This is a genomic window from Dermatophilaceae bacterium Soc4.6 (assembly GCA_039889245.1).
Lineage (GTDB): Bacteria > Actinomycetota > Actinomycetes > Actinomycetales > Dermatophilaceae > Lapillicoccus.
In genome coordinates, this window is sequence record JAZGVH010000002.1 from 3,588,935 (window position 1) to 3,615,403 (window position 26,469).

Annotated in this window: 29 protein-coding genes and 3 tRNA genes; 16 read left to right on the plus strand and 16 right to left on the minus strand. The window is 72.3% G+C overall.

Annotated features, from left to right (window positions below; translation table 11 throughout):
* Positions 1-5: 5 nt before the first annotated feature.
* A complete protein-coding gene (locus V3N99_16835) occupies positions 6-500 on the minus strand; it encodes an Lrp/AsnC family transcriptional regulator (protein ID MEO3938406.1) in 495 nt (164 codons plus the stop codon).
* A gap of 107 nt (positions 501-607) precedes the next feature.
* On the opposite strand from V3N99_16835, the gene hppD reads away from it, so the two are divergent.
* Positions 608-1,840 (plus strand): 4-hydroxyphenylpyruvate dioxygenase, encoded by a 1,233-nt coding sequence (gene hppD / locus V3N99_16840; GenBank protein MEO3938407.1) that lies wholly within the window; start codon positions 608-610, stop codon positions 1,838-1,840.
* A gap of 33 nt (positions 1,841-1,873) precedes the next feature.
* On the opposite strand, the gene V3N99_16845 is transcribed toward hppD, so the two are convergent.
* Positions 1,874-3,388, minus strand: coding sequence for an amino acid permease (locus V3N99_16845; protein MEO3938408.1), 1,515 nt, complete (start codon positions 3,386-3,388; stop codon positions 1,874-1,876).
* A gap of 110 nt (positions 3,389-3,498) precedes the next feature.
* On the opposite strand from V3N99_16845, the gene V3N99_16850 reads away from it, so the two are divergent.
* Complete coding sequence (locus tag V3N99_16850; GenBank protein MEO3938409.1) at positions 3,499-4,476, plus strand: RDD family protein; 978 nt, start codon at positions 3,499-3,501, stop codon at positions 4,474-4,476.
* 19 nt (positions 4,477-4,495) lie between these two features.
* On the opposite strand, the gene fahA is transcribed toward V3N99_16850, so the two are convergent.
* Complete coding sequence (gene fahA / locus V3N99_16855; GenBank protein MEO3938410.1) at positions 4,496-5,758, minus strand: fumarylacetoacetase; 1,263 nt, start codon at positions 5,756-5,758, stop codon at positions 4,496-4,498.
* A gap of 117 nt (positions 5,759-5,875) precedes the next feature.
* Here fahA and V3N99_16860 point away from each other — a divergent pair, with 117 nt between their 5' ends.
* From V3N99_16860 to V3N99_16870, 3 genes are all read left to right on the plus strand, one after another.
* On the plus strand, positions 5,876-7,117 hold the full coding sequence (locus V3N99_16860; protein ID MEO3938411.1) for a homogentisate 1,2-dioxygenase domain-containing protein: 1,242 nt from the start codon (positions 5,876-5,878) through the stop codon (positions 7,115-7,117).
* 254 nt (positions 7,118-7,371) lie between these two features.
* Entirely contained in the window at positions 7,372-8,310 is a 939-nt protein-coding gene (locus V3N99_16865) for a hypothetical protein (protein ID MEO3938412.1), read from the plus strand.
* A gap of 256 nt (positions 8,311-8,566) precedes the next feature.
* A complete protein-coding gene (locus V3N99_16870) occupies positions 8,567-10,402 on the plus strand; it encodes a 5'-nucleotidase C-terminal domain-containing protein (protein ID MEO3938413.1) in 1,836 nt (611 codons plus the stop codon).
* Here V3N99_16870 and V3N99_16875 read toward each other — a convergent pair.
* The 4 genes from V3N99_16875 to V3N99_16890 all read right to left on the minus strand — a co-directional run bounded on the left by V3N99_16875 (position 10,379) and on the right by V3N99_16890 (position 14,244).
* Positions 10,379-11,698: a sigma-70 family RNA polymerase sigma factor gene (locus V3N99_16875; GenBank protein MEO3938414.1), complete on the minus strand. Its 1,320-nt coding sequence runs from the start codon at positions 11,696-11,698 to the stop codon at positions 10,379-10,381. The genes V3N99_16870 and V3N99_16875 overlap by 24 nt on opposite strands.
* Positions 11,699-11,738: 40 nt before the next feature.
* Positions 11,739-12,071: a YciI family protein gene (locus V3N99_16880; protein MEO3938415.1), complete on the minus strand. Its 333-nt coding sequence runs from the start codon at positions 12,069-12,071 to the stop codon at positions 11,739-11,741.
* A 155-nt stretch (positions 12,072-12,226) separates the two neighbouring features.
* Positions 12,227-12,823, minus strand: coding sequence for an isochorismatase family protein (locus V3N99_16885; GenBank protein MEO3938416.1), 597 nt, complete (start codon positions 12,821-12,823; stop codon positions 12,227-12,229).
* 92 nt (positions 12,824-12,915) lie between these two features.
* Positions 12,916-14,244: a nicotinate phosphoribosyltransferase gene (locus V3N99_16890; protein MEO3938417.1), complete on the minus strand. Its 1,329-nt coding sequence runs from the start codon at positions 14,242-14,244 to the stop codon at positions 12,916-12,918.
* A 15-nt stretch (positions 14,245-14,259) separates the two neighbouring features.
* Between V3N99_16890 and clpS the strand changes: the two genes are divergently transcribed.
* From clpS to V3N99_16940, 10 genes are all read left to right on the plus strand, one after another.
* Entirely contained in the window at positions 14,260-14,562 is a 303-nt protein-coding gene (clpS, locus tag V3N99_16895) for an ATP-dependent Clp protease adapter ClpS (GenBank protein MEO3938418.1), read from the plus strand.
* Positions 14,563-15,174, plus strand: a complete 612-nt coding sequence (locus tag V3N99_16900; protein ID MEO3938419.1) for a DUF2017 family protein — start codon at positions 14,563-14,565, stop codon at positions 15,172-15,174.
* Between the two features lie 67 nt (positions 15,175-15,241).
* Positions 15,242-16,048 (plus strand): glutamate racemase, encoded by an 807-nt coding sequence (gene murI, locus V3N99_16905; protein MEO3938420.1) that lies wholly within the window; start codon positions 15,242-15,244, stop codon positions 16,046-16,048.
* Positions 16,045-16,854 carry an MBL fold metallo-hydrolase gene (locus tag V3N99_16910; protein ID MEO3938421.1) on the plus strand — a complete coding sequence of 270 codons (810 nt, stop codon included), beginning with the start codon at positions 16,045-16,047 and terminating at the stop codon, positions 16,852-16,854. The genes murI and V3N99_16910 overlap by 4 nt, the downstream gene beginning before the upstream one ends.
* 64 nt (positions 16,855-16,918) lie before the next feature.
* Entirely contained in the window at positions 16,919-17,692 is a 774-nt protein-coding gene (gene rph, locus V3N99_16915) for a ribonuclease PH (protein ID MEO3938422.1), read from the plus strand.
* Positions 17,689-18,348 (plus strand): RdgB/HAM1 family non-canonical purine NTP pyrophosphatase, encoded by a 660-nt coding sequence (gene rdgB, locus V3N99_16920; protein MEO3938423.1) that lies wholly within the window; start codon positions 17,689-17,691, stop codon positions 18,346-18,348. Before rph ends, rdgB begins: the two co-directional genes overlap by 4 nt.
* A gap of 46 nt (positions 18,349-18,394) precedes the next feature.
* Positions 18,395-20,005, plus strand: coding sequence for a molybdopterin-dependent oxidoreductase (locus V3N99_16925; protein MEO3938424.1), 1,611 nt, complete (start codon positions 18,395-18,397; stop codon positions 20,003-20,005).
* Positions 20,006-20,059: 54 nt separating this feature from the next.
* Positions 20,060-20,139 (plus strand) — tRNA-Leu (locus tag V3N99_16930).
* A 74-nt stretch (positions 20,140-20,213) separates the two neighbouring features.
* Positions 20,214-20,681: a thioredoxin-dependent thiol peroxidase gene (gene bcp, locus V3N99_16935; protein ID MEO3938425.1), complete on the plus strand. Its 468-nt coding sequence runs from the start codon at positions 20,214-20,216 to the stop codon at positions 20,679-20,681.
* 62 nt (positions 20,682-20,743) lie between these two features.
* Positions 20,744-21,076, plus strand: a complete 333-nt coding sequence (locus tag V3N99_16940; GenBank protein ID MEO3938426.1) for a DUF3618 domain-containing protein — start codon at positions 20,744-20,746, stop codon at positions 21,074-21,076.
* 49 nt (positions 21,077-21,125) lie between these two features.
* On the opposite strand, the gene V3N99_16945 is transcribed toward V3N99_16940, so the two are convergent.
* The 3 genes from V3N99_16945 to V3N99_16955 form a co-directional block, all read right to left on the minus strand.
* Positions 21,126-21,524 (minus strand): hypothetical protein, encoded by a 399-nt coding sequence (locus V3N99_16945; protein ID MEO3938427.1) that lies wholly within the window; start codon positions 21,522-21,524, stop codon positions 21,126-21,128.
* A 186-nt stretch (positions 21,525-21,710) separates the two neighbouring features.
* A tRNA-Lys gene (locus V3N99_16950) sits at positions 21,711-21,785 on the minus strand.
* A gap of 34 nt (positions 21,786-21,819) precedes the next feature.
* A complete protein-coding gene (locus V3N99_16955; GenBank protein ID MEO3938428.1) occupies positions 21,820-22,221 on the minus strand; it encodes a hypothetical protein in 402 nt (133 codons plus the stop codon).
* 130 nt (positions 22,222-22,351) lie between these two features.
* Here V3N99_16955 and V3N99_16960 point away from each other — a divergent pair.
* Positions 22,352-22,427: transfer RNA gene (locus V3N99_16960), tRNA-His, on the plus strand.
* Here V3N99_16960 and V3N99_16965 read toward each other — a convergent pair.
* The 6 genes from V3N99_16965 to orn form a co-directional block, all read right to left on the minus strand.
* Positions 22,416-23,468: an FAD:protein FMN transferase gene (locus V3N99_16965; GenBank protein ID MEO3938429.1), complete on the minus strand. Its 1,053-nt coding sequence runs from the start codon at positions 23,466-23,468 to the stop codon at positions 22,416-22,418. The two genes, V3N99_16960 and V3N99_16965, sit on opposite strands and share 12 nt — an antisense overlap.
* The gene (locus V3N99_16970; GenBank protein ID MEO3938430.1) at positions 23,465-23,686 is read right to left on the minus strand and encodes a ferredoxin; all 222 of its coding nucleotides are present in this window, start codon (positions 23,684-23,686) and stop codon (positions 23,465-23,467) included. Before V3N99_16970 ends, V3N99_16965 begins: the two co-directional genes overlap by 4 nt.
* Positions 23,683-24,837: an NADH-ubiquinone oxidoreductase-F iron-sulfur binding region domain-containing protein gene (locus tag V3N99_16975; protein ID MEO3938431.1), complete on the minus strand. Its 1,155-nt coding sequence runs from the start codon at positions 24,835-24,837 to the stop codon at positions 23,683-23,685. Before V3N99_16975 ends, V3N99_16970 begins: the two co-directional genes overlap by 4 nt.
* Positions 24,834-25,397 carry a ferric reductase-like transmembrane domain-containing protein gene (locus tag V3N99_16980; GenBank protein MEO3938432.1) on the minus strand — a complete coding sequence of 188 codons (564 nt, stop codon included), beginning with the start codon at positions 25,395-25,397 and terminating at the stop codon, positions 24,834-24,836. The genes V3N99_16975 and V3N99_16980 overlap by 4 nt, the downstream gene beginning before the upstream one ends.
* A 9-nt stretch (positions 25,398-25,406) precedes the next feature.
* Positions 25,407-25,643 carry a hypothetical protein gene (locus V3N99_16985; GenBank protein ID MEO3938433.1) on the minus strand — a complete coding sequence of 79 codons (237 nt, stop codon included), beginning with the start codon at positions 25,641-25,643 and terminating at the stop codon, positions 25,407-25,409.
* 149 nt (positions 25,644-25,792) lie between these two features.
* A complete protein-coding gene (gene orn, locus V3N99_16990) occupies positions 25,793-26,431 on the minus strand; it encodes an oligoribonuclease (GenBank protein MEO3938434.1) in 639 nt (212 codons plus the stop codon).
* Positions 26,432-26,469 lie beyond the last annotated feature (38 nt).

Here is a 26,469-nt window from a genome sequence, read left to right on the forward strand (position 1 = left end):
ACGCTTCACCCCGTTCCGGGCGCGGCGGCCGCGTCGACGAGGGGGAGCGTGCGCAGGGCGATCCGGGTGGCAAGCGAGATCGCGGTCGACGCGCGCACCACGTGCCGGTCGTCGACGACGAGGTCGATGACCCGCTGCAGGTCGGCGTTGTCGCGGGCCACGACCCGGATGAGCAGGTCACCGCTCCCGGTGGTGGTGTGGGCCTCGAGCACCTCGGGGATGGCTTCGAGGTGCTCGACGACGGGGCCGTGCCCCCGTCCCTGGCGGATCTCGAGGGTGCAGAAGGCCGTCACCGGGTAGCCGAGGGCGCTGGGGTCGAGGTGGGGGGCTAGCGAGGCGATGACCCCGCTCGACCGCAACCGGTCGAGCCGGGCCTGCACGGTGCCTCGAGCCACCCCGAGCCGCCGCGAGGCCCCGAGCACGCCGATGTCGGGCACCTCGGCGAGCAGGTGCAGCAGGCGGGCGTCGAGGTGGTCGATCGGGGGTGAGGAGGCGGGCATGGACACAGTGTCCGGGATGCCGCGGCCTACGGGCAACAACCTGTGCAGCCTGACCAGCCGATGCCGCGACGGTTGACCAGCAGCCGGCGATCCACCACCCTCGCGGTATGACGACCGGCACCCGGACCACCGACCCCATGCTGACCGAGCAGGAGCGCGACGCCCGGCTCGACGTCGAGCAGCTCAAGCAGCTGGTGGGGCTGGTCGACTACGACGAGGCCACCGACGTCTTCCCCGTGACGGGCTGGGATGCGATCGTCTTCGTCGTCGGCAACGCCCACCAGACCGCGCACTACTACCAGTCGGCGTGGGGGATGCGGCTGGTCGCCTACAGCGGGCCCGAGACCGGCAACCGCGACCACGTCTCCTACGTGCTGGTCTCCGGCTCGATCCGCTTCGTCGTGCGGGGGGCCGTCGACCCGCACAGCCCGCTCGCCGACCACCACCGCCGCCACGGTGACGGTGTCGTCGACATCGCCCTCGAGGTGCCCGACGTGGACCGCTGCGTCGCGCAGGCCCGCCGCGCCGGTGCGACCGTGCTCGACGAGGCCCACGACCTCTCCGACGAGCACGGCACCGTGCGCCTCGCCGCGATCGCGACCTACGGCGAGACGCGCCACACCCTCGTGCAGCGCGTCGTCGGCGGACGCCGCTACGACGGGCCGTACCTGCCGGGACACGTGTCGCGGGAAAGCACCTTCGTGCCGCGCCCCGGCCAGCCGACACGGCTGTTCCAGGCCCTCGACCACATCGTCGGCAACGTCGAGCTCGGCCGCATGGACGAGTGGGTCGGGTTCTACAACAAGGTGATGGGCTTCGTCGACATGGCGGAGTTCGTCGGCGACGACATCGCCACCGACTACTCGGCTCTCATGAGCAAGGTCGTGGCCAACGGCAACCACCGGGTGAAGTTCCCCCTCAACGAGCCGGCACCGGGCAAGCGCAAGAGCCAGATCGACGAGTACCTCGAGTTCTACCGCGGAGCGGGCGCGCAGCACCTCGCCGTGGCGACCAACGACATCCTCGCCAGCGTGGATGCCTTGCGCGCCAACGGGGTCGAGTTCCTCGACACCCCCGACTCCTACTACGAGGACCCCGAGCTCCGCGAGCGCATCGGTGCCGTGCGGGTGCCGGTCGAGGAGCTGCAGAAGCGCTCGATCCTCGTCGACCGCGACGAGGACGGCTACCTCCTGCAGATCTTCACCAAGCCGGTCGGTGACCGCCCCACGGTCTTCTTCGAGCTCATCGAGCGGCACGGGTCGCTCGGCTTCGGCAAGGGCAACTTCAAGGCGCTCTTCGAGGCGATCGAGCGCGAGCAGGAGCGTCGCGGCAACCTCTGACCGGGACGACGGACCGCCCGAGGGGCTGAGGCGTCAGGCGCGCTTGGTCACGGACGCGTCCTGCGGCTCCCAGGTCGCCAGGCTGGCGTTGCGCTTGCCGTAGAAGAAGTAGATGAGGAAGCCGACGGCCATCCACACGACGAAGCGCAGCCACGTCTCGAGGCTGAGGTTGGTCATGAGGTAGACGCAGGCCAGCGCCGAGACCACCGGGAGCACCGGAGAGAAGGGCGCCCGGAATGGGCGCTCGAGCTCAGGGCGCCGGCGCCGCATGATCGGCACGGCGAGGGACACGACCACGAAGGCGAAGAGCGTGCCGATGCTGACCATGTCGGCGAGCGCCGACAGCGGTACGAGACCACCGAGCAGGCAGACGAGCACGATCGTGGCGATCGTGACCTTCCACGGGGTGCCCCACTTCGGGTGGATCGCGGCGACCGACGGAGGCAGCAGGTTGTCGCGGCCCATCGCGAAGCCGATGCGGCCCATGGCCACGATGTCGACCAGGATGACCGAGGTGAGCCCGCAGACGGCGGCGAGCGAGATCAGCGCGCTGGCCCACCCGAGGCCGACGCTGTCGAAGGCCCCGGCGATCGGGGCGCTCTCACTGATCTGGGTGTAGCTCTGCATCCCCGTGATGACGAAGCTGACGCCGATGTAGAGCACTGTGCAGATGCCGAGGGTGCCGAGCAGCCCGAGCGGGAGGTCCTTCTTGGGGTTGCGGGTCTCCTCACCCATGTTCGCGACGGCCTCGAAACCCGTGTAGGCGAAGAAGACGACGGCGGCCGCGGTCAGCACACCGGCGAAGCCGAAGGCCGTGGGCTGGATGCCGAAGAGGGCCTGGCTGAGCGGCTGCTTGATGCCGCTGGTTCCGGCCGAGACGGGCCGGGCGGAGGGGACGAATGGCGTCAGGTTGGCGCGCTTGACGAAGAACAGGCCGGCGACGACGACGAAGAGGCAGACGGCGACCTTGATGACGACCAGGACGTTGGTGACCCGCGCCGACTCCTTGACCCCGATCATCGCGACGATGCCGAGCACGACGGCGATCCCGATCGCCCCGATGTTGACCGTCGCCTTCTCGGTGAACAGCGCCGGTGGCAGGTCGAGGAGGTTGGCGAGGTAGCCCGACCAGCCACGGGCGACGACCGCCGCACCGAGCGCGAACTCCAGGATCAGGTCCCACCCGATGATCCAGGCGAAGACCTCACCGATCGTCGCGTAGGCATAGGTGTAGGCACTGCCCGCCGTGGGCACCGTCGAGGCCATCTCGGCGTAGCAGAGGGCGGCGAGCAGGCTCACGACCCCGGCGACCGCAAAGGAGATCACGACCGCCGGGCCGGCGTGGTTCCTCGCCTCGATGCCGGTGAGCGTGAAGATGCCGGTGCCGATGACGATGCCGATGCCGAAGCCCATGAGGTCCTTGGCGCCGAGGTTCTTTCGCAGCCCGCCGGACTCCTCGGCGGAGGCCGCGTCGTCTGACTGCTGCTCGAGGATGCGCTCTACCGGCTTGGTGCGCAGGGCACCGGTGCGGGGGTGTGACGTGGACATCACTCGACCCTAGGCGCGGGTCGGGCCCCTCGCACCCGGGGGGTGGGGGGCGCGAGGTGGGACGGGCAGACCGTGCCCGGGCTGACAGTGGGCCCACCTATGCTCGGCCCATGGAGCAACGACCCGGCTGGTACGACGACCCCGAAGACCCCCTGTACCTGCGGTACTTCGACGGCGTCATCTGGACCAAGAACCGCCAGCCCAAGGCGTCACCCACCGCGAGCCGGTCGTCCATCGGCTACGCCGGCCCTCCCGGCACCCTCGGTGGACCCGCCGCGGGCGGCCCTGCCGACACCCGGGGCGTGCAGGGGCCGCCAGTGTCCGGGTGGGGGCAGCAGACCCCACCGCACCCGCCTCAGCAACCCCCACAGGGCCCGCAGGGCTGGGGCCAGCCGGGCCCGCAGGGGTGGGGGCAGCCGCCCCAGCAGGGATGGAGCCAGGCGCCGCAGTACGGCCCGGCCTACAGCGGAGGGTATGCCGGCCCGGGCGTCGCGACGACGCCCGACGGCCAGCCGCTGGCCGGCTGGGGCACGCGCCTGGGGGCCTGGATCATCGACAGCGTCCTGCAGGGTGTCGTCTCGGCGGTGGTCGGCAGCTACTGGCTGATCGACTTCTTCCGGTGGTACGTCGACTACATCGGCACGCTGGTGGACCAGCAGAACCCGGTCGTCGACCAGGCGACGCTGCAGTCCGAGGTCGTGTCGCGGCTGTTCCCCTACCTCGTGGTCTCGATCCTGGTGCAGGTGGCCTACCAGGTGGTCTTCCTGCGGTGGAAGGGCGCGACCCCCGGCAAGCTGCTGCTCAAGCTGCAGGTGCGCAGGCGGGACCGGCCGGGACCCCCTGACCTCCTCACGATCCTGCGCCGGCTCGCCCTGCCGCTGCTCGTGGGCCTGGTCTCGCTCCCGCTGCAGTTCTCCCGCGGAAGCGGCGACGTCGGTGCCGCCGGTCTGCTCGTCGTCGTCAGTCTGCTGCTCAACGTCGTGCAGCTGCTCGACTACCTGTGGCCGCTGTGGGACCAGCGCAACCAGGCCCTGCACGACAAGATCGCCGCGACCAACGTCGTCGTGACGCCGCCGAAGGGTCGCTGACCTCGAGGCGCCGGGCTGCTCACCCAGTCCGGCGCACCGTGCCGGTGACCTCGCCGAGGCCGACCCTCGCGCTCCCGACGCCGGCTGCGGTGGCGGTGATGCTCACGGTGTCGCCGTCCTCGAGAAAGGTGCGAGTGCTGCCGTCGTCGAGCGTGACCGCATCGCGCCCGCCCCACGACAGCTCGAGCAGGCAGCCGATGCTGCCCTGGTCGGTGCCGCTGATCGTGCCCGAGCCGAGCAGGTCGCCGCTGCGGATACTGGCCCCGCCCACGGTCAGGTGGGCGACGAGCTGCTCGGGAGACCAGTAGAGGTCTCGGGCCTGAGGCCGGGAGACGAGGGTGTTGCCGAGGCGCAGCTCGAGCTGCAGGTCGAGCCCTCGCGCGGGGGAGGTCCCGCTCAGGTACGGCAACGGAGCCGGGTCGGTCTGCCCCGGCACCGGCACCCGGGCCGCGGCCAGGGCGGCCATGGGCGTGACCCAGGCCGAGATGCTGGTGGCGAACGACTTGCCGAGGAAGGGGCCGAGCGGCGCCGACTCCCAGGCCTGCAGGTCGCGGGCGCTCCAGTCGTTGAGCAGCACGACGCCGAACAGGTGCTGCGGCGCGTCGTCGACGCTCACCCGGGTGCCCTGCGTCGTCGGTCCGCCGAGCACGAAGCCGAGCTCGGTCTCCAGGTCGAGCCGGGTGCTGGGCCCGAACTCGGGACCGGCCCCCACCTCGCCGCGACGCTGGCCGGTCGGGCGCACCACGTCGGTCCCGCTGACGACCACAGTGCCCGCCCGGCCGTGGTAGCCGACCGGCAGGTGCTTCCAGTTCTCGGCCAGCCCGGCGCCCGGACGGAAGATCTCGCCGGCCCGACGGGCGTGGTGCTCGGCGGCATAGAAGTCGACGTAGTCGGCGACCTCGACCGGCAGGTGCAGGGTGGCGCGGTCGAGAGGCACCAGGTGGGGCACGACGACGTCGCGGTAGGACTCGTCGGTCAGCACCAGGGTCAGCCACTCGCGCGCGGCGGCCCAGGCCGCGGCTCCCTGGCCGAGGAAGGGGTTGAGGGTCGGGTGCTGCCAGACGGTCGCGGACTCCATACCGGCCCGGGTCGCGGCAGCGCCGACATCCAGCACCCGGTCGCCGATGCGCACCCCGATGCGGGGCGCGGGTCGGTCCGGGGTCGAGAAGACGCCGTAGGGCAGGGTAGCGACCCCATAGGGGTCGTCGGGTGCCAGGTCGAGCCAGGTCGAGAGCTCGGGGGTTGGCGAGGGGGAGGGCGCGGCAGGCGTCGGCGTTGACACCCCGCCACCGTATCTGTTGTGCTGCGCAGGATCTGTTGTGCTGCGCAGGCTCGAGGGCTGTCGCGACGACGGCGACGACGATGTCCCCTGATGAGACCGAGCGACAGGAGAGGTGCGATGGCGCACTACCAGCGGCAGGGGAGCGTGCCGCCCAAACGGCATACGCAGCACCGGCGTCCGGCCGGGCGTGGGCGCCTCGGGGCGCTCTACCACGAGGAGCTGATGGGCGAGGAGGGCTTCTCCAGCGACTCGTCGCTGCTCTACCACCGCGAGATCCCGAGCGCGCTGGTCGACGTGCGCGAGTGGAGCCTGCCCGACCAGGCGACGACGCCCAACCACCCGCTGCAGCCGCGGCACCTGCGGCTGCACGACCTCTTCGACGCCGCGGCGGTGCGGCGCACCGACCCCGTCACCGGCCGGCGCCTCGTGCTCGGCAACGGCGACGTGCGCATCTCGTATGCCGTGTCGGCCCGCCCGAGCCCGTGGTACCGCAACGGCCTCGGCGACGAGGTGGTCTACGTCGAGCGCGGCCGGGCCCGGCTCGAGACCGTGTTCGGGGCCTTCGACGTGGGTGAGGGCGACCTCGTGGTCGTGCCGCGGGCGACGACGCACCGCTGGCTGCCGAGGCGGTCGCCGAAGGACCCGCTGCGCACCTACTCGATCGAGGCGACGAGCCACGTCGCGCCGCCGCACCGTTACCTCTCGCGCTACGGGCAGCTGCTCGAGCACGCGCCCTACTGCGAGCGCGACCTGCGGCTGCCGCAGGGGCCGCTGCTCGCCGAGGACGTGGGCGCGTCCCCGGGGGAGGAGACCGAGGTGCTGGTCAAGCACCGCGGAGCCGGCGGGGCGGTCGTCGGGTCGGTGCACGTCCTGCCGCACCACCCGCTCGACGTCGTGGGGTGGGACGGCTGCCTCTACCCCTACGTCTTCAACGTCGCCGACTTCGAGCCGATCACCGGGCGGGTGCACCAGCCGCCGCCGGTGCACCAGGTCTTCGAGATGGCCGGCGCCGTGATCTGCGCGTTCGTGCCGAGGAAGGTCGACTACCACCCGCTCGCGGTCCCGGTGCCCTATTACCACTCCAACGTCGACAGCGACGAGATCGTGTTCTACGTCGACGGCGACTACGAGGCGCGCAAGGGCTCGGGCATCACGCGGGGCTCGGTGTCGGTGCACCCCGGCGGTCACCCGCACGGCCCGCAGCCGGGAGCGGTCGAGGGGGCGCTGGGCGTGGAGTTCTTCGACGAGCTCGCGATCATGGTCGACACCTTCCGCCCCCTCGAGCTGGGCGAGGGTGGCCGCGCGGTCGACGACGGGGTCTACGCCTGGACGTGGGCGGGCGGCCGCAAGAGCGAGTAGCGGGGTCGGGTCGCCATACCTCGAAGATCTTCGGGTTGTGGCCGCGGATCCGGCCCCCGGGTCGCCATACCTCGAAGATCTTCGGGTTGTGGCGGCGGATCCGGCCCCTGGGTCGCCATACTTCGAAGATCTTCGGGTTGTGGCGACGGCGGCGCCGCCCCGGCCTCCCTCCGTAGGAGATCTTCGAGCTCTGGCGACGCAAGTTACCTGTGGACAACCGGATTCGGCCGTTCCCCAGGTTCCACGATGGTGACGTGCCACTCCACGACCGCTCCTTCGACCCTCGCCAGGTGTTCACCCGCATCGAGGGCCTCAAGGCGGGGCTCACGCCCTACGAGCTCAGGACCCGCCAGTACGTGCGTGTCTTCCGGGGCGTCTACGTGGCGCGCTCCGTGCCCTGCACCACCGTGGTGCGGGCTCGGGCGGCCCTGCGCATCGCCCCCGACGACGCGGTGGTCAGCCACCACACTGCCGCCATCATCTGGGGCGGCGACGTCGTGACCTCGTCGTCGGTGCACCTCACGGTCGAGCCCCGCCAGGTCGTCGTCGTGCCGGGCATCAGGGCTCGTCAACGGGCGCGACGGCCGGAGGTGACGATGCGCCAGGGGGTGCGGGTCACGACTGCGGCCCAGACCTTTCTCGACCTGGCCGGGGACCTCGACCTCGTCGAGCTCGTCGTCCTCGGGGACCGCTTCGTCGCTCGTAGGGTGACCACCTGCCAGGAGCTGGTCGAGGCCGCAGCGTCATGGCCTGGGTGGGCCAGGGAGAGGGCGATCCGGGCTGCGTCGCTCGTGCGCGCCGGGGTCGACTCCCCGCCGGAGTCACGGCTGCGGATGCTGCTGGTGCTGGCGGGTCTGCCGGAGCCGACGGTCAACCACAGGCTCCGCCACCCCGATGGCCACGTGCGCCGACGGATGGAGCTCGCCTACGAAGAGCTGTTGATCGGCATCGAGTACCACGGCCGGCAGCACCGCACGAAGGACGCGGTCTGGGTCGGTGACATCAGTCGTCGAGAGGAGCTCACCCGGGAGTCGTGGCGGTTCGTCGAGGTCATCCAGGAGGGACTCGTGGTTGACCCGGTCGACACGGTGATGCGCGTCGAGCGGGCTCGGGTCGAACGGGGAGCCCGACCGACCGGGCCGCTGCGTGAGGAGTTCCGCCGCTACTTCCCGGGCCAGGACGGCGCGGCCTGACGGTGCCGGCTCTCCATACGTCGAAGATCTTCGAGCTGTGGTGCCCGATCCGGCCCCGGGGTCGCCCTACCTCGAAGATCTTCGAGCTGAGGCGAGCAGACCGGACCGGCGCCCCGCCGATCTCGACGTGCCGACCCGACGTGTGGCCGTTACCTTCCGTATGCCGCGCCCTCACCACCCGTGCGTAGAGTCGGAGCGCCCCGGTGGGCACACCGACGCCCCGGGCAGCCCCCCTCCACCCACCAGCAGGAGCACCATGACCTCGCCGCCCGACCACGCCACCACCCGCCGCCAGCTGCTCGCCCTCGCCACGGTCGGAGGCGCCGGCCTCTTCGCCACCGCGACCGCCGGTGGGGCCTCCGCCACCTCGAGCGGCCCCCGTCACCGCCTCACGGTCCTCGGCACGAGCGACCTGCACGGCAACGTCTACAACTGGGACTACTACAAGAACGCGGAGTACGACGACGCGGCGCACAACGACATCGGTCTCGCCAAGGCCGCCACGCTGATCAAGGCCGTCCGCGCCGAGCGCGGCGCCGCGAGCTGCCTCACGCTCGACGCCGGCGACACCATCCAGGGCACGCCCCTGGCCTTCTACTACGCCCGCATCAAGCCGATCGGAGGCCGCACCAAGCACCCGATGGCCCTGGCCATGAATGCCCTCGGCTACGACGCGGCCGCCCTCGGCAACCACGAGTTCAACTACGGACTCGAGCACCTCGACCGCTTCCGCAAGGAGCTGAACCACCCGCTGCTCGGCGCCAACGCCGTCGACTGGGAGACGGGCCAGCCGGTCTTCCGCCCGTGGGTCGTCAAGGAGATGCCGACCAAGCCGGGCCAGCCGCCGGTGAAGGTCGGCATCCTCGGCCTGGTCACCCCCGGTGTCGCGATCTGGGACAAGGCCAACGTCGAGGGCAAGGTGCGCTTCCCCGGCATCGTCGAGCAGGCCGCGATCTACGTGCCCCGGATGAAGCGCGCCGGCGCCGACGTCGTCGTCGTCTCCTGCCACTCCGGCATGGACACGAGCTCGTCCTACGGCGACGCCCTGCCCTTCCCCGAGAACGCGAGCACCCTTCTCGCTGCTGGGGTCCCTGACATCGACGCCATCCTCGTGGGCCACGCGCACTCCGAGATCCCGATGCGCAAGGTCAAGAACGAGCAGACCGGCAGGCGCGTGCTGCTGAGCGAGCCGAAGTACTGGGGCATGCGGGTGACCGTGATGGACCTCAACCTCGAGCTCGTCGCCGGGCACTGGCAGGTCGTCTCCTCGGGTTCGACCCTGCTCGACGCCAACACCGCCACCGAGGACCCGCAGATCGCGGCCCTCATCCGCCCGGCCCACAACGAGGTCCTGGCCTACGTCAACGGCGTCGTCGGCACCTCGCTGCAGGCGATGTCGGCGGCGACCTCACGCTACGAGGACACGGCTGCGATGGACTTCATCAACTACGTGCAGGCCGACGCGGTGAAGAAGGCGCTCGTCGGCACGCCCCAGGAGAGCGACCCGGTGCTGTCGATCGCCGCACCCTTCAACGCGGCGGCCGCCATCCCCCAGGGCGACGTCACCGTGCGCGACGTTGCGGGGCTCTACATCTACGACAACACCCTGGTGGCCATCACCTTCACCGGGGCCCAGGTCAAGGCCTACCTCGAGACCTCGGCGCAGTACTTCAAGCAGGTCACCGGCACGGGCCCCTTCACCCCCGACCAGCTGACCAACGCGGTCACGCCGAACGCGCCCGGGGGTACGCCCGACTACAACTACGACATCATGGGCGGGCTCGACGCGGCCCTGACCTACGACATCGACGTGGCGAAGCCGGTCGGGTCGCGCATCGTCGGCCTCGCCTACGGCGGCTCCCCGGTCACCGACGCCCAGACCTTCACCGTCGCCATCAACAACTACCGCCAGAGCGGTGGCGGTGGCTTCCCCGGCGTGACGACGGCCCCGGTCGTCTACAACGCGCAGCAGCCCATCCGCGAGCTGATCATCGCCTGGGTCACGGAGCACGGCACCATCGACGCGAGCGTGTTCTCGAGCCAGGACTGGCGCCTGGTCTCGAACGGCTCACCGATCACGATCACGGCCTGACCGGGGGGCGTCGGTCGCCGGACGACCGGCGCCCACCTCGGCGAGGCGCCGGCGCAGGAAGGCCTGCTCGGGGGTGCTCTCGCACCTCTCCAGCGCCAGCTGGTATGCCGCCGCCGCCTCCTCGGGCCGACCGAGCCGCCGCAGCAGGTCGGCCCGTGCCGCCGGAAGGTAGTGGTAGCGCGCGAGCCCCGGGCCGTGCGCCGCCTCGACTGCGTCGAGCGCGCGCAGCCCGGCCGCAGGGCCGTCGCGGAAGGCGATCGCGATCGCCCGGTTGAGCGCGACCACCGGCGACGGCCAGGCCCGCAGCAGCAGGTCGTAGACCGCCACGACCTCGGCCCAGTCGGTGGCCGCGAAGGTCGAGGCCCCAGTGTGGAGCGCCGCGAGCGCCGCCTGCAGCGCGAACCGCCCGGGCCGCCCACCACGCAGCGCTTCGCGGACCAGTCGGTCGCCCTCGGCCACCAGGGAGGGGTCCCAGCGGCCGCGGTCCTGCTCCTCGAGCGGCACGAAGGACCCCTCTGCGTCGAGGCGGGTCCCAGCCCGGGCCTGCCCGAGGAGGGCGAGCGCGAGCAGGGCCCGCAGCTCGCGCTCGTCGGGCATGAGGCGCAGCAGCGCGCGCGCGAGGTCGACGGCCCGCTCGAGCAGGTCGTCGCGGTGCAGGTGGTCCCCGGTCGGAGCCGTGTGTCCCGTGGTGAGCACGAGGTGCAGCACGGTGAGCACGGCGTCGAGGCGCTCGGCCAGCTCGTGCCCGGCGGGCACGCGGTAGGGGATGCGCGCGGCGGCGATCTTCTTCTTGGCCCGGGTCACCCGGGCCGCCATCGTCGCCTCGCTCACCAGGAAGGCGTGGGCGATCTCGGCGGTCGTGAGGCCGCACACCAGGCGCAGCGTGAGGGCCACCTGGGCCTCGCGGGCGAGAGCGGGGTGGCAGCAGGTGAAGACCAGCCGGAGCCGGTCGTCGGGGATGGCGTCGGCGTCCGGGTCCCCCTCGAGCAGGCCGGCGTCGGCCGGGGGAGCGGCCCGCGCGTCCTCGACGAGCAGGGGGACCTTCCCCCGCAGCACCGCAGCCCGGCGGTGCCGGTCGAGGGCGAGGTTGCGGGCCGTCGTCGTGAGCCAGGCGCCGGGATTGCGGGGGATGCCGTCGCGGCTCCATACCTCCAGGGCGCGCACGTAGGCCTCCTGCGTGCACTCCTCCGCGAGGTCGAGATCGCCGGCCACGCGCACCGTCGCGGAGAGCACGAGGCCCCACTCGCGACGGTGCGTGTCGTCCAGTGCTTGCCGGACGGCGTCGGGTGACGTCACCTGCTGCCGCCCGCCGTCCGACGCTGCCGACCGGCCGCGTTCAGCCGAAGACCATGACCGGGCGGACCTCGACCCCGCCGAAACCGGCCGGGCACGACTTCCCGATCTCGAGCGCGTGGTCGAGATCGGTGGCCTCGATGAGGTAGTACCCCCCGAGCATCTCCTTGCTCTCGACGAAGGGGCCGTCGGTGACGACGTCACCGCGGATGGTGGTCGCGGTGTCGCTGCCCTGCAGGGCGTTGCCGCCGATGACGGCGTCGCCCCACCGCTCCGCGAAGCGGTCATGGGCGGCCATGACCTCCCCGTAGACCTCGGGCGTCGCGTTGGCGTAGTCGTTCTCGGATTCGTAGATGAGGACGAGGTACTGGGCCATTGGGGTCTCCTTCGGGGATGGCCGACGTAAGCCGGCCGGGCTGGTCCATCGAGGCTCTGACACTGGGGACGACGAACAGCATCCGCCCGGATCGACAGCCGTGGCGAGAGTTTTCCCGAGGAACTTCTGAACCGGGGCAGGCACGGGGGAGGAGGTCAGTCGCGCAGGACCGGCATGCCCTCAAGGTGCACGTTCGCGAGGGTCAGCTGCGCGAGGGCTGCCTCGGTGGTGTCGCGGGCGACGCCGGCCGTGAGGTCGAGCAGCACCCGGGTGGCAAAGCCCTGGTCGGCCGAGTCGAGCGCGGTGGCGCGCACGCAGTGGTCGGTGGCGATGCCGACGATGTCGACCTCGTCGATCTCCCTCTCCCACAACCACTTCGCCAGCCCGATCTCGTGGCCCTCGGTGCCGGTGAAGCCCTCGAAGCCGCTATAGGCAGCGCGGTGCCGGCCCTTGCGAAAGACGGCCTGGGCCAACGCGACAGCGGTCGCTGCGGTGGGGTGGAAGTCCGACCCCGGGGTGCCGATGCGGCAGTGCGGGGGCCAGCTGTCGACGAAGTCGGGGGTGTCGGAGAAGTGCTCGCCCGGGTCCTCGTGCCAGTCGGCGGTCGCGACGATGGCGGCGTAGTCGGTGGAGTGGGCCACGACGTAGTCGCTCACCAGTCGAGCGACGTCGGCGCCTCCCGGCACCGCGAGGGACCCGCCCTCGCAGAAGTCGCGCTGGAGGTCCACGAGGACGAGTGCGCGACGAGCCATGTCGGCAAGGCTATCCGTTTTGGCGCAGGCCACAGGCCCTCCTCCACAGGGCAGATCCCCAGGGGGCCCTTCTCCGCCAGGGGCCCGCACCGTCAGTGCTGGTAGATCGTGGGCAGGGCCGGCTCCCCCCGTTGCAGGCGCAGGGCCTCCGGCGGCAGCTCGGCCCGCGAGGCGGTGTGCCGCAGCCGCGCGGCCGCCGTCGTGTGCGGTGACACGAGCTCGCCGTCGCGCACCAGCGGCACCAGGAGCAGCCGGTCGTCGCCCACGTCGCCCACGTCGCCCGTGTCGAGGGGCGGGCTGCCGACTCCGATCACCTCGGCCCGGGCGACGCCGTCGGGCGTCCGACGCCGCAGCGCCCACTTTTGTCCGCCGACGGTGGCCTTGCCGCTGCTGCGCTTCTCCACCGGTTGGAGCACGCCGTCGGGGTCGGTGCGCGCCACCAGCTTGTAGACCATGCTCGCCGTCGGGGCGCCCGACCCGGTGACCAGCCGGGTGCCCACGCCGTAGCCGTCGACCGGTGCCGCGGCCAGCGAGGCGATCGAGTGCTCGTCGAGGTCGGACGTGACGATGATCTTCGTGCCGGTCGCCCCCAGTGCGTCGAGCTGCGCACGCACCTCGCGCGCCTGCGCCAGCAGGTCGCCCGAGTCGAGCCTCACCGCCCCGAGACCCGTCCCGGCCACCTCCACCGCGGTCCGCACGCCGGTCGGTACGTCGTAGGTGTCGACGAGCAGGGTGGTGCCGACGCCGAGGGACGCGACCTGCGCGGCGAAGGCGGCGCGCTCGTCGTCATACAGCAGGGTGAAGGCGTGGGCGGCGGTGCCCGTGGTCGGGATGCCGTGGCGTCGCCCGGCCTCGAGGTTGCTCGTCGCCGTGAAGCCGGCGATCCAGGCCGCTCGAGCCGCCGCGACCGCAGCCTCCTCGTGGGTGCGGCGCGAGCCCATCTCGATGCAGGGGCGGTCTCCTGCCGCAGCCGTCATCCGTGACGCCGCCGACGCGATCGCGGTGTCGTGGTTGACGATCGACAGGGCCAGGGTCTCGAGGACGACCCCCTCGGCGAAGCTCGACTCCACCACGAGGACCGGGGAGCCGGGGAAGTAGCACTCGCCCTCGGCGTAGCCGCTCACGTCGCCCGAGAACCGGTAGGACGACAGCCACGCGCAGGTCGCCTCGTCGACCACCCCCTTGGCCCGCAGCTCGTCCACGACTGCGTCGTCGAAGCGGAAGTCGGCGAGGGCGTCGAGGAAGCGGCCGGTCCCGCCGACGACGCCATACCGTCGTCCGTCGGGGAGCCGCCGCGAGAAGACCTCGAAGACGCACCGCCGGTGGGCGGAGCCGCTGGCCAGGGCAGCCTGCAGCATGGTCAGCTCGTAGTGATCGGTCAGCAGCGCCGTGCCATGGGTGCTCGAGGTCACCTGCGACACCTTAGGGTGGGAGCCGTGTCCATCGCCCCTGTGGAGGAGACCTCCACCGCCGTGAGCGAGGAGGCCGACGTGCGTGCCGAGCCGGACCTCCCGTGGATCACGCTGGTGTGGAACGACCCGGTCAACCTCATGTCCTACGTCACCTGGGTCTTCACGTCGTACTTCGCCTACCCCCGGTCGAAGGCCGAGAAGCTGATGATGGACGTGCACCTGAAGGGCAAGGCCGTCGTCTCCCACGGCCCCCGCGAGGCGATGGAGCGGGACGCCGAGGCGCTGCAGGGTTACGGGCTCTGGGCGACCTTCGAGAAGGACGACTGAGTGGCTCGCGGGTTCAAGCGCAAGGGTGACGTCGTCGTGGCCCGGATGGACGCCAACGAGCGCGAGGTGGTGGCGGGGCTCATGGAGCAGACCCGGCTGCTGCTGGCGCCCGCGGAGCGCGAGCTGACCGGCGACCCCTTCGAGGACCTCGTCGCGGGCCTGGGCGTCTCGCTGGCCGCCGAGGACCAGCTCGAGATGCCGGATGGTCCCGAGGAGCGCGACCCCGCCCTCGACCGGCTGCTGCCGACCGCCCACCGCGGCGACGACCAGGTGGCGGCGGAGTTCCGCCGGCTGACCGAGCACGACCTGCGCGAGCGCAAGGCGACCAACCTGGCTACCGCGATCGCTGCGCTGCGCCGGCCGACGGGCGACCGGCTCGAGCTGAGCCGCGACGAGGCCCAGGCCACGATGATCGCCCTCACCGACACCCGCCTGCTGCTCGGCGAGCGGCTCGGGCTGCGCACCGACGACGACGCAGCAGCGCTCGAGCAGCGGCTCGCCGGGCTCGACGCCGACGACCCGACGGTGTATGCCGTGTCGTTCTACGAGTTCCTCACCTGGCTGCAGGAGTCGCTCGCGGGCGCCCTCATGGGCCGCGGCCTCTTCGGCTGACCCGGTGTGACGGACGAGACGGCACCCACCCCCCGGCTGCGGCCGTCGCGCTCCTTATCCTTGAGCTGTGGTCGACGCACCCATCGGCATCTTCGACTCGGGCTTCGGTGGCCTCACCGTGGCCCGATCCGTCATCGACCAGCTGCCGCACGAGTCGGTGGTCTACTACGGCGACACCGCGCGTGCGCCCTACGGGCCACGGCCGATCGCGCAGACCCGCGCCTACGCCATCGAGTGCCTCGACCGGCTCGTCGCCCACGGGGTCAAGCTGCTGGTCATCGCCTGCAACACGGCGAGCGCGGCGGTGCTGCACGACGCCCGTGAGCGCTACGACGTGCCGGTCATCGAGGTCATCCGCCCAGCCGTGCGGCGGGCCGCGGCGGCCACCCGCAACAACCGCGTCGGCGTCATCTCCACGGCGGGCACCCATCAGTCGGGGGCCTACACCGACGCCTTCGCCGCCGCCCCGCAGATCGAGGTGACGAGCACGCCCTGCCCGCGCTTCGTCGAGTTCGTCGAGGCGGGGGTCACCAGCGGCAAGGAGCTGCTCGAGGTGGCCCGGGGCTACCTCGAGCCCGTCGCCGCCCTCGGCGTCGACACCCTCGTGCTGGGCTGCACCCACTACCCGCTGCTGACCGGTGTCATCTCCTACGTCATGGGCGACGACGTGACCCTCGTCTCGTCGGCGGAGGAGACGGCCAAGGACCTCTTCCGCACCCTGGCCGACCACGACCTGCTGCGCGACGACGACCTCGGGCCACCACAGATCGCCTTCTCCACGACCGGCGACCCGCAGGAGTTCCGCCGTCTCGCGCGACGCTTCCTCGGGCCCGAGGTGGGCACCGTCTTCGGCAACCTCGGAGGCGTCCCGTGAGGCTGACCATCGTCGGGTGCTCCGGCTCCTTCGCCGGGCCGGCGTCACCCGCGTCGTGCTACCTCGTGCAGGCCGAGCACGAGGGCCGCACGTGGAACCTCGCGCTCGACATCGGCGCGGGAGCCCTCGGCACGCTGCAGCAGCACCTCGACCCGCGTGAGCTCGACGCGATCGTGCTCAGCCATCTGCACCCCGACCACTGCATCGACCTGTGTGGGCTCTACGTCGTGCAGAAGTACCACCCCGAGGGACCCAACCGCCCGCTGCCCGTCTACGGCCCCACGGGCAGCGGCAAGCGGATGAGCGAGGCCTACGGTCTCGACGACCCGCACGCCATGGACACCGAGTTCGACTACCGCGACCTCGTGGGAGGCCGGTCCGTCGCCGTCGGCCCCTTCACCATCACCCCGTATGCCGTCAACCACCCCATCGAGTGCTACGGAGTCCGCGTCGAGGCGGGTGGGGTCGTGCTGGCCTACACCGGCGACACCGACACCTGCGACGCCCTCGGCCCGCTGATGGCTGGCGCCGACCTCGTGCTCGCCGACTCGGCCTTCCTCGCCGGCCGCGACGTCGCCCCGGGCGTGCACATGAACGGCCGCCAGTGCGCCGAGGCGGCCCTGTCGGCCGGTGGCGTGAGGCGGCTCATGCTCACGCACATCCCCGCGTGGAACGACCGAGAGCACTGCCGGGAGCAGGCGGCCGAGGTCTGGCACGGCGACGGGCGCGAGGTCGAGCTGGCCGAGCCGGGGGCGTCGTACGAGCTCGAGCCGGTGCCCGAGACCGCGAGCGTCAGCGTGCCGTAACCGCTGACGGCCTCGCTGGTGGGCCGGGCCGACCTAGCCTGAGGTCGTGGTTAGCCTTGCGGTCATGAGCGATCAGCCTGACGGCACCCCTGCGACCCCGCGCCACGACGGACGCGCCCCCGACGAGACCCGCGAGGTGCGCATCACCCGCAACTGGCTCGACCACGCCGAGGGCAGTGTGCTCGTCGAGTTCGGCCGCACCCGCGTGCTGTGCGCCGCGTCCTTCACCGAGGGCGTGCCCCGCTGGCTGAAGGGCAAGGGCTCAGGGTGGGTGACGGCGGAGTACGCCATGCTGCCGCGCTCGACCAACACCCGGTCCGACCGTGAGTCGGTCAAGGGCAGGATCGGCGGACGCACCCACGAGATCTCGCGCCTGGTCGGACGCAGCCTGCGCGCCGTCATCGACACGAAGGCGTTGGGGGAGAACACGATCGTGCTCGACTGCGACGTGCTGCAGGCCGACGGGGGCACTCGGACGGCGGCGATCACGGGGGCCTACGTCGCCCTCGTCGACGCCATCGAGGACGCCCGCTCGCGCCGTCTCATCTCTGCGAAGGCGCAGCCGCTGACCGGCTCGGTCGCGGCGGTCAGCGTCGGCGTCGTCAAGGGCCGCCCCGTGCTCGACCTCGACTACCCCGAGGACTCCACCGCCGACACCGACATGAATGTCGTGATGACCGGTGACGGTCGCTTCGTCGAGGTGCAGGGCACCGCCGAGGCCGAGCCCTTCGACCGCGTGGTGCTCGGGCAGCTGCTCGACCTCGCGACCAAGGGCTGCGCCGACCTCACGGTGCTGCAGCAGCAGGCCCTCTCGGGCGCGCCGCGGGTGCGCTCGTGAGTGACTCGGGGCGTCGGACGCTGGTGCTCGCCACCCGCAACGAGCACAAGGTGCACGAGCTGCGCCAGATCCTCGGGAGCCTCGTCGACGAGCTCGGCCTCGACGTCGTCGGCGCCGGCGAGGTCGAGGGCGCGCCCGACGTGCCGGAGACCGAGGTGACCTTCGAGGGCAACGCCCGCCTCAAGGCGGTGGCGCTGGCCCGGGCGACCGGTATGCCGTCGGTCGCCGACGACTCCGGGCTCGCCGTCGAGGTGCTCGGCGGCTCGCCCGGGGTCTTCAGCGCTCGCTGGTCCGGCACGCTCGCGGGCGGTGACGACCTGCCCCCCGGCGAGCGCGACGCGGCCAACGTGCGTCTCCTGCTCGACCAGGTGCACGACGTCGCCGACGAGCACCGGGCCGCGGCCTTCGTGTGCGCGGCGGTGCTGGCCATGCCCGACGGCCGGGTCGTGACGACCCGGGGTGAGGTGAGCGGGCGGCTGGCCCGTGAGCCGCACGGCAGCAACGGCTTCGGCTACGACCCCATCTTCGTCGTCGACGGTGACGAACCCCTGCGCACGCTCGCGGACTACACCGACGAGCAGAAGAACGCGATCTCTCACCGGGGAGAGGCCTTTCGCGCGATGGTCCCGCTGCTCCGCGAGGCCCTCACCACCTGATCCCCGCGTCACCACCCACCCTCAGCAGCACGAGAGAGCGAGACCCATGGCCACGTCGACGTCACCCCTCGGTCGGGGCCTGACCCCGCCCGCACCGGACGACCACGGCAGCGCCGGCGCAGTCTCCACCCGGGGTGAGCGCCGCCCGTGGTGGCTGGCCGCGGCCGACGGCGTGGTCGCCGGGTCGGTGGCGGTGGGCCTCTCGAGCCTGCTCGGGGGGGCGATGACCTTCCTGGGGCTCAGCACGGGCACCCCGTCACCGCTGACGGCGCTCGCGGGCGCCTTCATCGACCGGACGCCGCCGTGGCTGAAGGACGCTGCCATCGCGACCTTCGGCACCCACGACAAGACCGCGCTGCTCGTCGGCATGGTGCTGGTGCTGCTGCTGGTCAGTGCGGCGGCCGGCGTGCTGTCCCGCCGTCGACCCACTGCCGCCTACGTCGTCCTCGCGATCGGGGGGGCCCTCGCCGCGCTCGCGGTGACGGGGCGGCCGCAGGCCGGCGCCCTCGACATCGCTCCGGCGGCCATCGGCACGGTCGTCGCGATCCTGGTGCTGCGCCGCACAGGCGTGGACGACGCCGCGGGCGTCGCCGGGCTCACCCGCCGCCGGGTGCTGGTCGGCGCCGGGGGAGTGGCGGGGGCGTGGCTCGGCAGCCGCCTCGACAGCGGAGTGGGACAGGCGACGAGCAGCCGCGATGCGGTCCTGCTGCCGGTCCCGTCCTCGCCGTCGGCCACCCCCGCTGCGGGCGCCGCCGGCGCCTCGCTCGACGTGCCCGGCCTGACGCCCTGGGTCGTGCCGAACGCCGACTTCTACCGCATCGACACGGCCTTCGTCGTGCCCAAGCTCGACACCGCGTCGTGGCAGCTGAAGGTGGTCGGTGAGGTCGAGCAGGAGGTCACCCTCGACTGGAAGACGCTGCTGAGCAAGCCCTTGATGCAGAAGGCGGTCACCCTGACCTGCGTCTCCAACGAGGTCGGCGGCGACCTGGTCGGCAACGCGGTGTGGACGGGGTGGCCCGTGCGCGAGCTGCTCGCCCTGGCCAAGCCGAGAGCGGGCGCCGACATGGTGCTCTCCCGCAGCAGCGACGGCTTCACCGCCGGCACCCCCATCGAGGCCCTGACCGACGACCGCGACGCGCTGCTGGCCGTGGCCATGAACGGCGAGGCGCTGCCCTTCGAGCACGGCTTCCCCGTGCGACTGGTCGTGCCGGGGCTCTACGGCTACGTCTCCGCCACCAAGTGGCTCACCGAGCTCAAGGTCACCCGCTTCTCCGCCGACCAGGGCTACTGGACGCCGCGCGGGTGGTCGGCCCTCGGGCCGGTCAAGACCGCCTCACGCGTCGACGTGCCCCGTGACGGGTCCAGCGTCTCCGCCGGCAAGGTGGCCGTCGCGGGGGTGGCCTGGGCCCAGCACCGGGGGATCGCCTCCGTCGAGGTCCAGGTCGACGGCGGTGCCTGGCAGACCGTCCGGCTGGCGCAGGAGCCGACCGTCGACGCCTGGCGGCAGTGGGTCTACGAGTGGGACGCGACGCCGGGGGAGCACCAGATCGCGGTGCGGGCGACCGACCGCAGTGGGGTGCTGCAGCCCAGTGCTCCGGCCGCCCCCGCCCCGAACGGCGCGCAGGGCTTCCACACCATCTCGGTGAGAGTGGGATGACAGTGCCTGAGGGTGGGGTGTCGTGCCAGGGTCAGTAGGCTGGTGCCTTCCCCTGCGGGAGTGGTGGAACTGGTAGACACGCAGGATTTAGGTTCCTGTGCTTCGGCTTGCGGGTTCGAGTCCCGTCTTCCGCACCTGATGCCGTCCGTCGCACCCCCCGTCGGCTAGGTTTGGCGTGCAGACCCGCCCGACGACCGAGGAGACCCCCGTGACTTCCAGGCTCGAGCCCGGGGACCAGGCCCCCGCGTTCACCCTTCCCGACGACCGCGGTGGCGAGGTGTCGCTCGACTCCCTCCGGGGGCGCAAGGTCATCGTGTACTTCTACCCCGCGGCGATGACCCCGGGGTGCACCACGCAGGCCTGCGACTTCAGCGACTCGCTCGACGCGCTCCGGGCCGAGGGCTACGAGGTCGTCGGCATCAGCCCCGACGAGCCGAAGACGCTCGCGGCCTTCCGTGAGCGAGACGGTCTGAGCATCACGTTGCTGTCCGACCCCGACAAGCAGGTGCTCGAGGCCTACGGCGCCTTCGGTGAGAAGAAGCTCTACGGCAAGACGGTACAGGGCGTCATCCGCTCGACCGTGGTGGTCGACGAGACCGGAGCCGTCGTCGACGCCCGGTACAACGTCAAGGCAACGGGGCATGTGGCCAAGCTCCGCAAGGACCTCGGGCTCTAGGCCCGGTCCCCTCCGGGGGGCACCAGCGCACCACCGACACGCGACAACCAGGAGAAGCCGGGATGAGCGACACCCACCAGGGCCACGAGGGCACCGCCGACGGCTCGGCAGACACGCCCGACAAGGCGGCCAGGACCCCTGCGCCCACCGCCGCTCAGCTCGAGGAGCAGATCGCCCAGACCAGGGCCCGGCTGGCGACGACGGTCGACGAGCTGGTCACGCGCACGCAGCCGAAGGCCCTCGTGCGTCGTCAGGGGGCCAACGCCCGGCTCGCCTTCATCGACGCCACCCGCACCCAGGACGGCGGCCTGCGGGTCGAACGACTGGCGGCGGTCGGCGCGGCAGTGCTCGCCCTCGTCGTGGCCCTGGGCCTGCTGCGTCGTCGACGCAGCTGACCTCTCGGGCGGCCCCGAGGCCGACCGCCTCGCCGAGCCCCGGCGGCGGTCAGACGGCCCGGGCGAAGAGGGCGGTGCGCGACTTGACGCGCAGCCACTCGCCGTCCTGGTCCGCGGCGTAGAGCACGACGTCCTCCTGGCCGTGGTGCATCTGCACGTAGCCGTCCTCGTAGAGGTGGACGTCACCGTCCGCGCCCAGGAGCGCGATCAGCCCGAGAGCGGAGACCACCAGGGCGACCAGCACCAGCAGGATGACGGCGCCGTCGACGACGCTGGAGTCCCACGTCAGCCGGGTCCCGGCAGCGGCACCCAGCCCGCCGACCGCCAGCCCGCCGAGGGTCCTGCGCAGCGCGCTGTCCCGATCGGGGCGCAGCGGGCAGACGTAGCTGCCGAGCCCGGCGTCTGCCGCGCGGGCGATCTGCGTGGGCCCAGGGAAGGCTGCAGACATGGTGTCCTCCGAGGTGGGGTGAGGGGTGAACCATTTGTCGCTTTTAAGCATGCCACATGTCCGACGGCCGGCAACAGGGGGAAGCGTCAAGACCTGCTCAAGGTCCTGCTGCCTCCGGTGCGGCCACAGGGTGGGCGGCGGCCCGACGACGGCGAACGGCGGCCCCTGTGGGACCGCCGTTCGCGCTGGTGCGCCGCCAGGGATTCGAACCCCGAACCCAGTGATTAAGAGTCACTTGCTCTGCCATTGAGCTAGCGGCGCAACGAGGGTCGAGATTACACCAGCACGTCGGCGGTCACGAAATCCATTCCCCCGGGCCGCCACTGGCTCCGCCGTCCTCGGCGCGACGTTGCTGCTCGCGGGCGACCAGGATGCCGCAGCCGAAGAGCAGGACCACCCCGACGAGTGTGCCGACCAGGCGCCACGGGTGGCCGCCGTCGCCGGGATCGACTGGCGGCAGGTCGCCGTGCGCATGGACCTCCTGCCCGACGGGCGGCACCACCGTGGCCGCGTCATCGGCTGCGGGGGCATCGGCGGCGGAGGGGGTGGGGGCGGCATACGGCGTGCCCTGCGCTCCTGACGCCCCGGCGCCGCCCGAGGCGACGGTGACCAGCAGGCCGAGCACGGCGGCCCCGACGAGTGCGGCCGCGAGCACGAGCGCGACGGTGCGGTCGCGCCGCTCCTTCCCCAGGTACATGCCCGCCATTGTCACCCACGACCGCGACGACATGCGCTCCGGGCGACTTCGCCGCGGGTGGTGGTCACGGGCACGCGCAAGAACAGGTAGCATTTCTGACGCTGCGGGCCACGCGCCCAGCAGTCACATGGTGGGTGTAGCTCAGCTGGTAGAGCACCGCGTTGTGGTCGCGGTGGCCGCGGGTTCGAGTCCCGTCACTCACCCCACACCGATCGAGCCCCCGGACCTCCGCGCGAGGACCGGGGGCTCGACCCGTTCGCTGCCCCGCCTGCGTCGTCGGCGTCCGCTGCGGGCCAGCCGGGAGTCGTCACCACTCGACCGTCGAGCCCGACCAGCCGAGCCGGTATGCCGTGGCCTTCCAGCCAGGCCGGCGCGGCCTCCCCGAGGACGATGGCCGCCGTGCTGGCCGCGTTGGCCTCGAGGCACGACGTGGCGGCGCAGGTGGCCTGGGCCCAGGTCGTGGGTGCCGTCGCCCCCGTGCGCGGGTCGATGACGTGGTGGCGCTCGACCCCGTCGACCAGCCAGGTGCGCAACCGGGTCGACGACGTGGCCAGCGCCTGTCCGGTGGTCGTGACGGCCTGCTGCACGGCGCCCTCGGCGTCCTGCACCCCGACCGGCCAGCCGCCGTCGGGCAGCTCACCGGCGACGGCGATGTCGCCGCCGAGGTTGACCAGGAAGCCGCCGGGCAGCTGCGCTGCGAGCGAGGTCGCCAACAGGTCGGCCGCGTGCGCCTTGGCGGTGGCGCCGAGGTCGATGAGGGTGCCCGCCGGCACGGTGACCTGCCCGGTGGCCTCGTCGAGGACGAGGTCCCGCCAGGTCGGGCGCGTCGGAACGGACCCCACGAGGTGGAGGATGGCGTCGGGCCGACCGGCGACCGCGCTGTCGACCGCGCGGCGACGGACGACCTCCAGGTCGTCGTCGTAGCCGCTGGCGACCAGCGCGGCCCCGACGGTCGGGTCGACCAGACCGTCGGTGATCCGGGCCGCGTGCAGGGCCGCCGCCAGGCACGACGTGAGCAGGGCAGAGACCGGGTGCGTGACGGTCGTCGCCCCGGGTCCTGGCGCGCTGGCGGCGATCCGGCTCACCTCGGAGTCGGGACGGAAGCGGGACGCCGCGAGGTCGAGGGCGGCCACCAGCCGGGTCGCCTGCTCGGCGGCCTCGGCGAGCGCGTCAGGGCACGTGGCGAGCAGGCGGTGGTGGCATCCGATGGCGTCGAACTCGTAGGTGGCGTAGGCCTCCCCGCTCACGGGGCGGTCCGCCCCGCGAGCAGGGCCCGGGCCGGGCACAGCCTCACTGCAGCGGTGAGGAGCTCGGGGTCGGGGCGGCCGCCGCCCACCACGGGGTAGCCCCACTCGTCGAGCGAGACCTGGTCGGGCAGCACTGCGGCGCACACCCCGTGGCCGGTGCAGGCGATGCGGTCGATGACGATCGCCGGGATCGGGTTGCGCGTGACTGCTGCGGTCACGACGACCTCCTCGCGGTGGTGGCTGGCCCGTGGGTGCAGGTGCCCCGCTGGTGCCGCTCGACCTCGGGGGCGAAGGCGCGCAGGGCGCTCGCAGCGTAGGACGCGACGCCGTCGGGGAAGCGGCACGCGCCCCGCCCGGGCAGGAGCCCCAGCCGACCGCGCAGCCGGGTCATCACCTCGTGCCCCGCCCGACCCTGCGCCAGCAGGGCCAGGTCGGTCGCGACCGCGGGCAGACCGAACATGCAGGGCCCGCACTGGCCGGCCGACTCACCGGCGGCCCACTGCAGGGTCTCGGCGACGTGGTCGAGCGGGCAGCGGTCGGCCCCCAGCACATGGACGACCCCCGCTCCCGGGAGGAAGCCGTAGGCGGAGAGACCCGCACGTGACCAGACGGCCCGCTCGACCTCAGAGGGGGTCAGCCAGCCTCCGCTGAGGCCGCCGATCCCGACGCCGATCACCCGCGAGGTGGCGCCCCCGGCGGCGGCGACGAGGTCGTGCACGGGCACGCCGGCCGCGGTCTCGAGGACGCCCGGCGACGCCACGGCCCCGCCGACGGCGACCAGGCGCGGGCCGGGCTCGGCCGCGGTGCCGTGACCCCGGAACCAGGCCGGGCCCTGGTCGGCGCGGTCGACGACCTGAGCGACCCTCCACACGGTCTCGGCGTTGAGCACGAGGGTCGGGCGCAGCCGCTTGCCGCGGCCGTCGACCCCACCCGTGGAGACCGGCACGTGCTTGGTGAGCGGTCGGGCCAGCCCGCCGTGGGCGAGCGAGACGAGCGCGCTCTCCTCCGACGAGACGTAGCGGTGGGGCACCGAGAGCACGTCGAGGCGGGCGGCGACCAGCGTGGCGTGGGTGCCGCTGTCGCGGTGGGCGGCCCAGCGGGTGGAGCGGGCGCCGAGCAGTGCCGCACCACGCTCGAGCTCGTCGAGCCGGTTGGCGACGATCCAGGCATCCTTGAGCGCCCCGATCTCGCCGTCGCAGGCATTGACGACCAGGTCGAAGGAGCGCGTCAGCGCCGAGCGCAGCTTGGTCGCCGTGCTGAAGGCGGCACCGCCGCGTCCGGTCAGGCCGGCGTCCGCGAGCACGTCGGCGAGCCGGGCACCCTGGGGGGCGTTGCGCATCGTCGGGGACCCTCCGGTCGTCGTGGTCATGACCACTCCTCCGCGAGGACGGCGTGGCGGCGCACGTGGTCGGGTGAGGTGGCCAGCAGCCGCCAGCCGAGCGCAGCCGCGCCCACCACACCGCAGGCCAGGGTCGTGCCCCGCAGGAGGGGCTGGTCGCTGGTGCCGAGGGTGAGACCGTGCACCAGGGCCATCGGCCAGAACGCGAAGGCCAGCAGGTGGACGCCCCTCCAGATGCGCTCGGGCATCCGGTGGCGCAGCAGCGACGTGACGACGAGGGTGGCGACGATGTCGACGCCCAGCGTGCCGAGGCCGACCCACGCCCGCTCGTAGCCGCTGGTGAACGGCACGACCGCCGACACGAGGTCGATCGAGACGTAGGTCTCGGCGATGGCGGTGGCGATGTGCAGGAACAGGAAGACCGTGGAGCCCAGCGCCAGTGAGCGGTGCAGCCCCATCACGACGGCGGAGCGGATGCCGGCCGGTGGTCGGCGCGAGGCGGTCAGCATCCCGAGGACGAGCACGGCGGTGAGCAGGACGATGCTCGCCACCCCCGTGCCCCGCGAGACGTACCAGAGCAGCTCGTTCACGGCGCTGCCTCAGGACCCGGTGGTCGTGGTGCTGACCGCTCCCGCGGCGGGGGCGACCGCGTCCGTGGCCGCGAAGCCCGAGGTCGTGGTGCCGGCGCTCGACCCTACGGCCACGGTCGTGCTCGCGGTGGTGGCCGTCTGCTCGAGGTGGACACCGACACCCCCGGTGACGAGGGCGGCAGCCAGCAGGGCGCCAGCGGTCCATCGTCGGGTGGTGCGCAGGGCGGGCTTGCGGCGAGGGCTCATCTGACGTCTCCGGGGTCCTGGGTGGACGGGACCCGTCCACCTCCTGGGGTGATGGAGAGGACTGTGCTCTGCGCCGCTGTTCGGTCGCTGTGCACTTCTTGTGACGTCTTCGTGCACGGCTCAGGAACCTCCAAGAACCGGGAGGAGCGTCAGGCGGTGGGTCGCTGGTGGTCGACGAGGTGCTCGGCCGCCAGCCCGCGGGCGGTGGCCGAATCGGGCCCGGGCTGCGGCACGAAGACCGCGGCGCGGTAGTAGCGCAGCTCGGCGATCGACTCGCGGATGTCGGCGAGCGCCCGGTGGCCACCCGACTTCTTGGGGGCACTGAAGTAGGCCCGCGGGTACCACCGGCGTGACAGCTCCTTGATCGAGCTCACGTCGATGATGCGGTAGTGCAGGTGGGTCTCGAGCTCGGGCATGTCACGGGCCAGGAAGCCGCGGTCGGTGCCCACGGTGTTGCCCGCCAGGGGCGCCTTCCGGGCCTCGGGGGCCCACTGCCGGATGTAGGCCATCACCTGCTCCTGCGCGTGGGCCATCGTCGTGCCTGCGGCCAGCTCGTCGAGCAGCCCTGACGACGTGTGCATGTCGCGCACGAAGTCGTCCATCTGCGCGAGCGCCTCGGGCGGCGGGGCGATGACGACGTCGACGCCGTCGCCGAGCTGGTTGAGCTCGAAGTCGGTCACGAGGGCGGCCACCTCGACGAGCGCGTCGTGCTGCAGCGACAGCCCGGTCATCTCGCAGTCGATCCACACGATGCGGTCGGTGGAGGCGCGATCTACAGACTGGGTCACGCCTCCACCCTAGAGGTAGAGCTCCACTATCGTTCCGG

What these genes read in the sequence shown, in the direction of transcription:
- V3N99_16835 (MEO3938406.1), bottom strand. Translation starts at nt 500, where the DNA reads ATGCCCGCCTCCTCACCCCCGATCGACCACCTCGACGCCCGCCTGCTG.
- hppD (MEO3938407.1), top strand. Translation starts at nt 608, where the DNA reads ATGACGACCGGCACCCGGACCACCGACCCCATGCTGACCGAGCAGGAG.
- V3N99_16845 (MEO3938408.1), bottom strand. Translation starts at nt 3,388, where the DNA reads ATGTCCACGTCACACCCCCGCACCGGTGCCCTGCGCACCAAGCCGGTA.
- V3N99_16850 (MEO3938409.1), top strand. Translation starts at nt 3,499, where the DNA reads ATGGAGCAACGACCCGGCTGGTACGACGACCCCGAAGACCCCCTGTAC.
- V3N99_16860 (MEO3938411.1), top strand. Translation starts at nt 5,876, where the DNA reads ATGGCGCACTACCAGCGGCAGGGGAGCGTGCCGCCCAAACGGCATACG.
- V3N99_16870 (MEO3938413.1), top strand. Translation starts at nt 8,567, where the DNA reads ATGACCTCGCCGCCCGACCACGCCACCACCCGCCGCCAGCTGCTCGCC.
- V3N99_16880 (MEO3938415.1), bottom strand. Translation starts at nt 12,071, where the DNA reads ATGGCCCAGTACCTCGTCCTCATCTACGAATCCGAGAACGACTACGCC.
- V3N99_16885 (MEO3938416.1), bottom strand. Translation starts at nt 12,823, where the DNA reads ATGGCTCGTCGCGCACTCGTCCTCGTGGACCTCCAGCGCGACTTCTGC.
- rph (MEO3938422.1), top strand. Translation starts at nt 16,919, where the DNA reads ATGAGCGATCAGCCTGACGGCACCCCTGCGACCCCGCGCCACGACGGA.
- V3N99_16925 (MEO3938424.1), top strand. Translation starts at nt 18,395, where the DNA reads ATGGCCACGTCGACGTCACCCCTCGGTCGGGGCCTGACCCCGCCCGCA.
- V3N99_16940 (MEO3938426.1), top strand. Translation starts at nt 20,744, where the DNA reads ATGAGCGACACCCACCAGGGCCACGAGGGCACCGCCGACGGCTCGGCA.
- V3N99_16945 (MEO3938427.1), bottom strand. Translation starts at nt 21,524, where the DNA reads ATGTCTGCAGCCTTCCCTGGGCCCACGCAGATCGCCCGCGCGGCAGAC.
- V3N99_16955 (MEO3938428.1), bottom strand. Translation starts at nt 22,221, where the DNA reads ATGTACCTGGGGAAGGAGCGGCGCGACCGCACCGTCGCGCTCGTGCTC.
- V3N99_16975 (MEO3938431.1), bottom strand. Translation starts at nt 24,837, where the DNA reads ATGACCACGACGACCGGAGGGTCCCCGACGATGCGCAACGCCCCCCAG.
- V3N99_16985 (MEO3938433.1), bottom strand. Translation starts at nt 25,643, where the DNA reads ATGAGCCCTCGCCGCAAGCCCGCCCTGCGCACCACCCGACGATGGACC.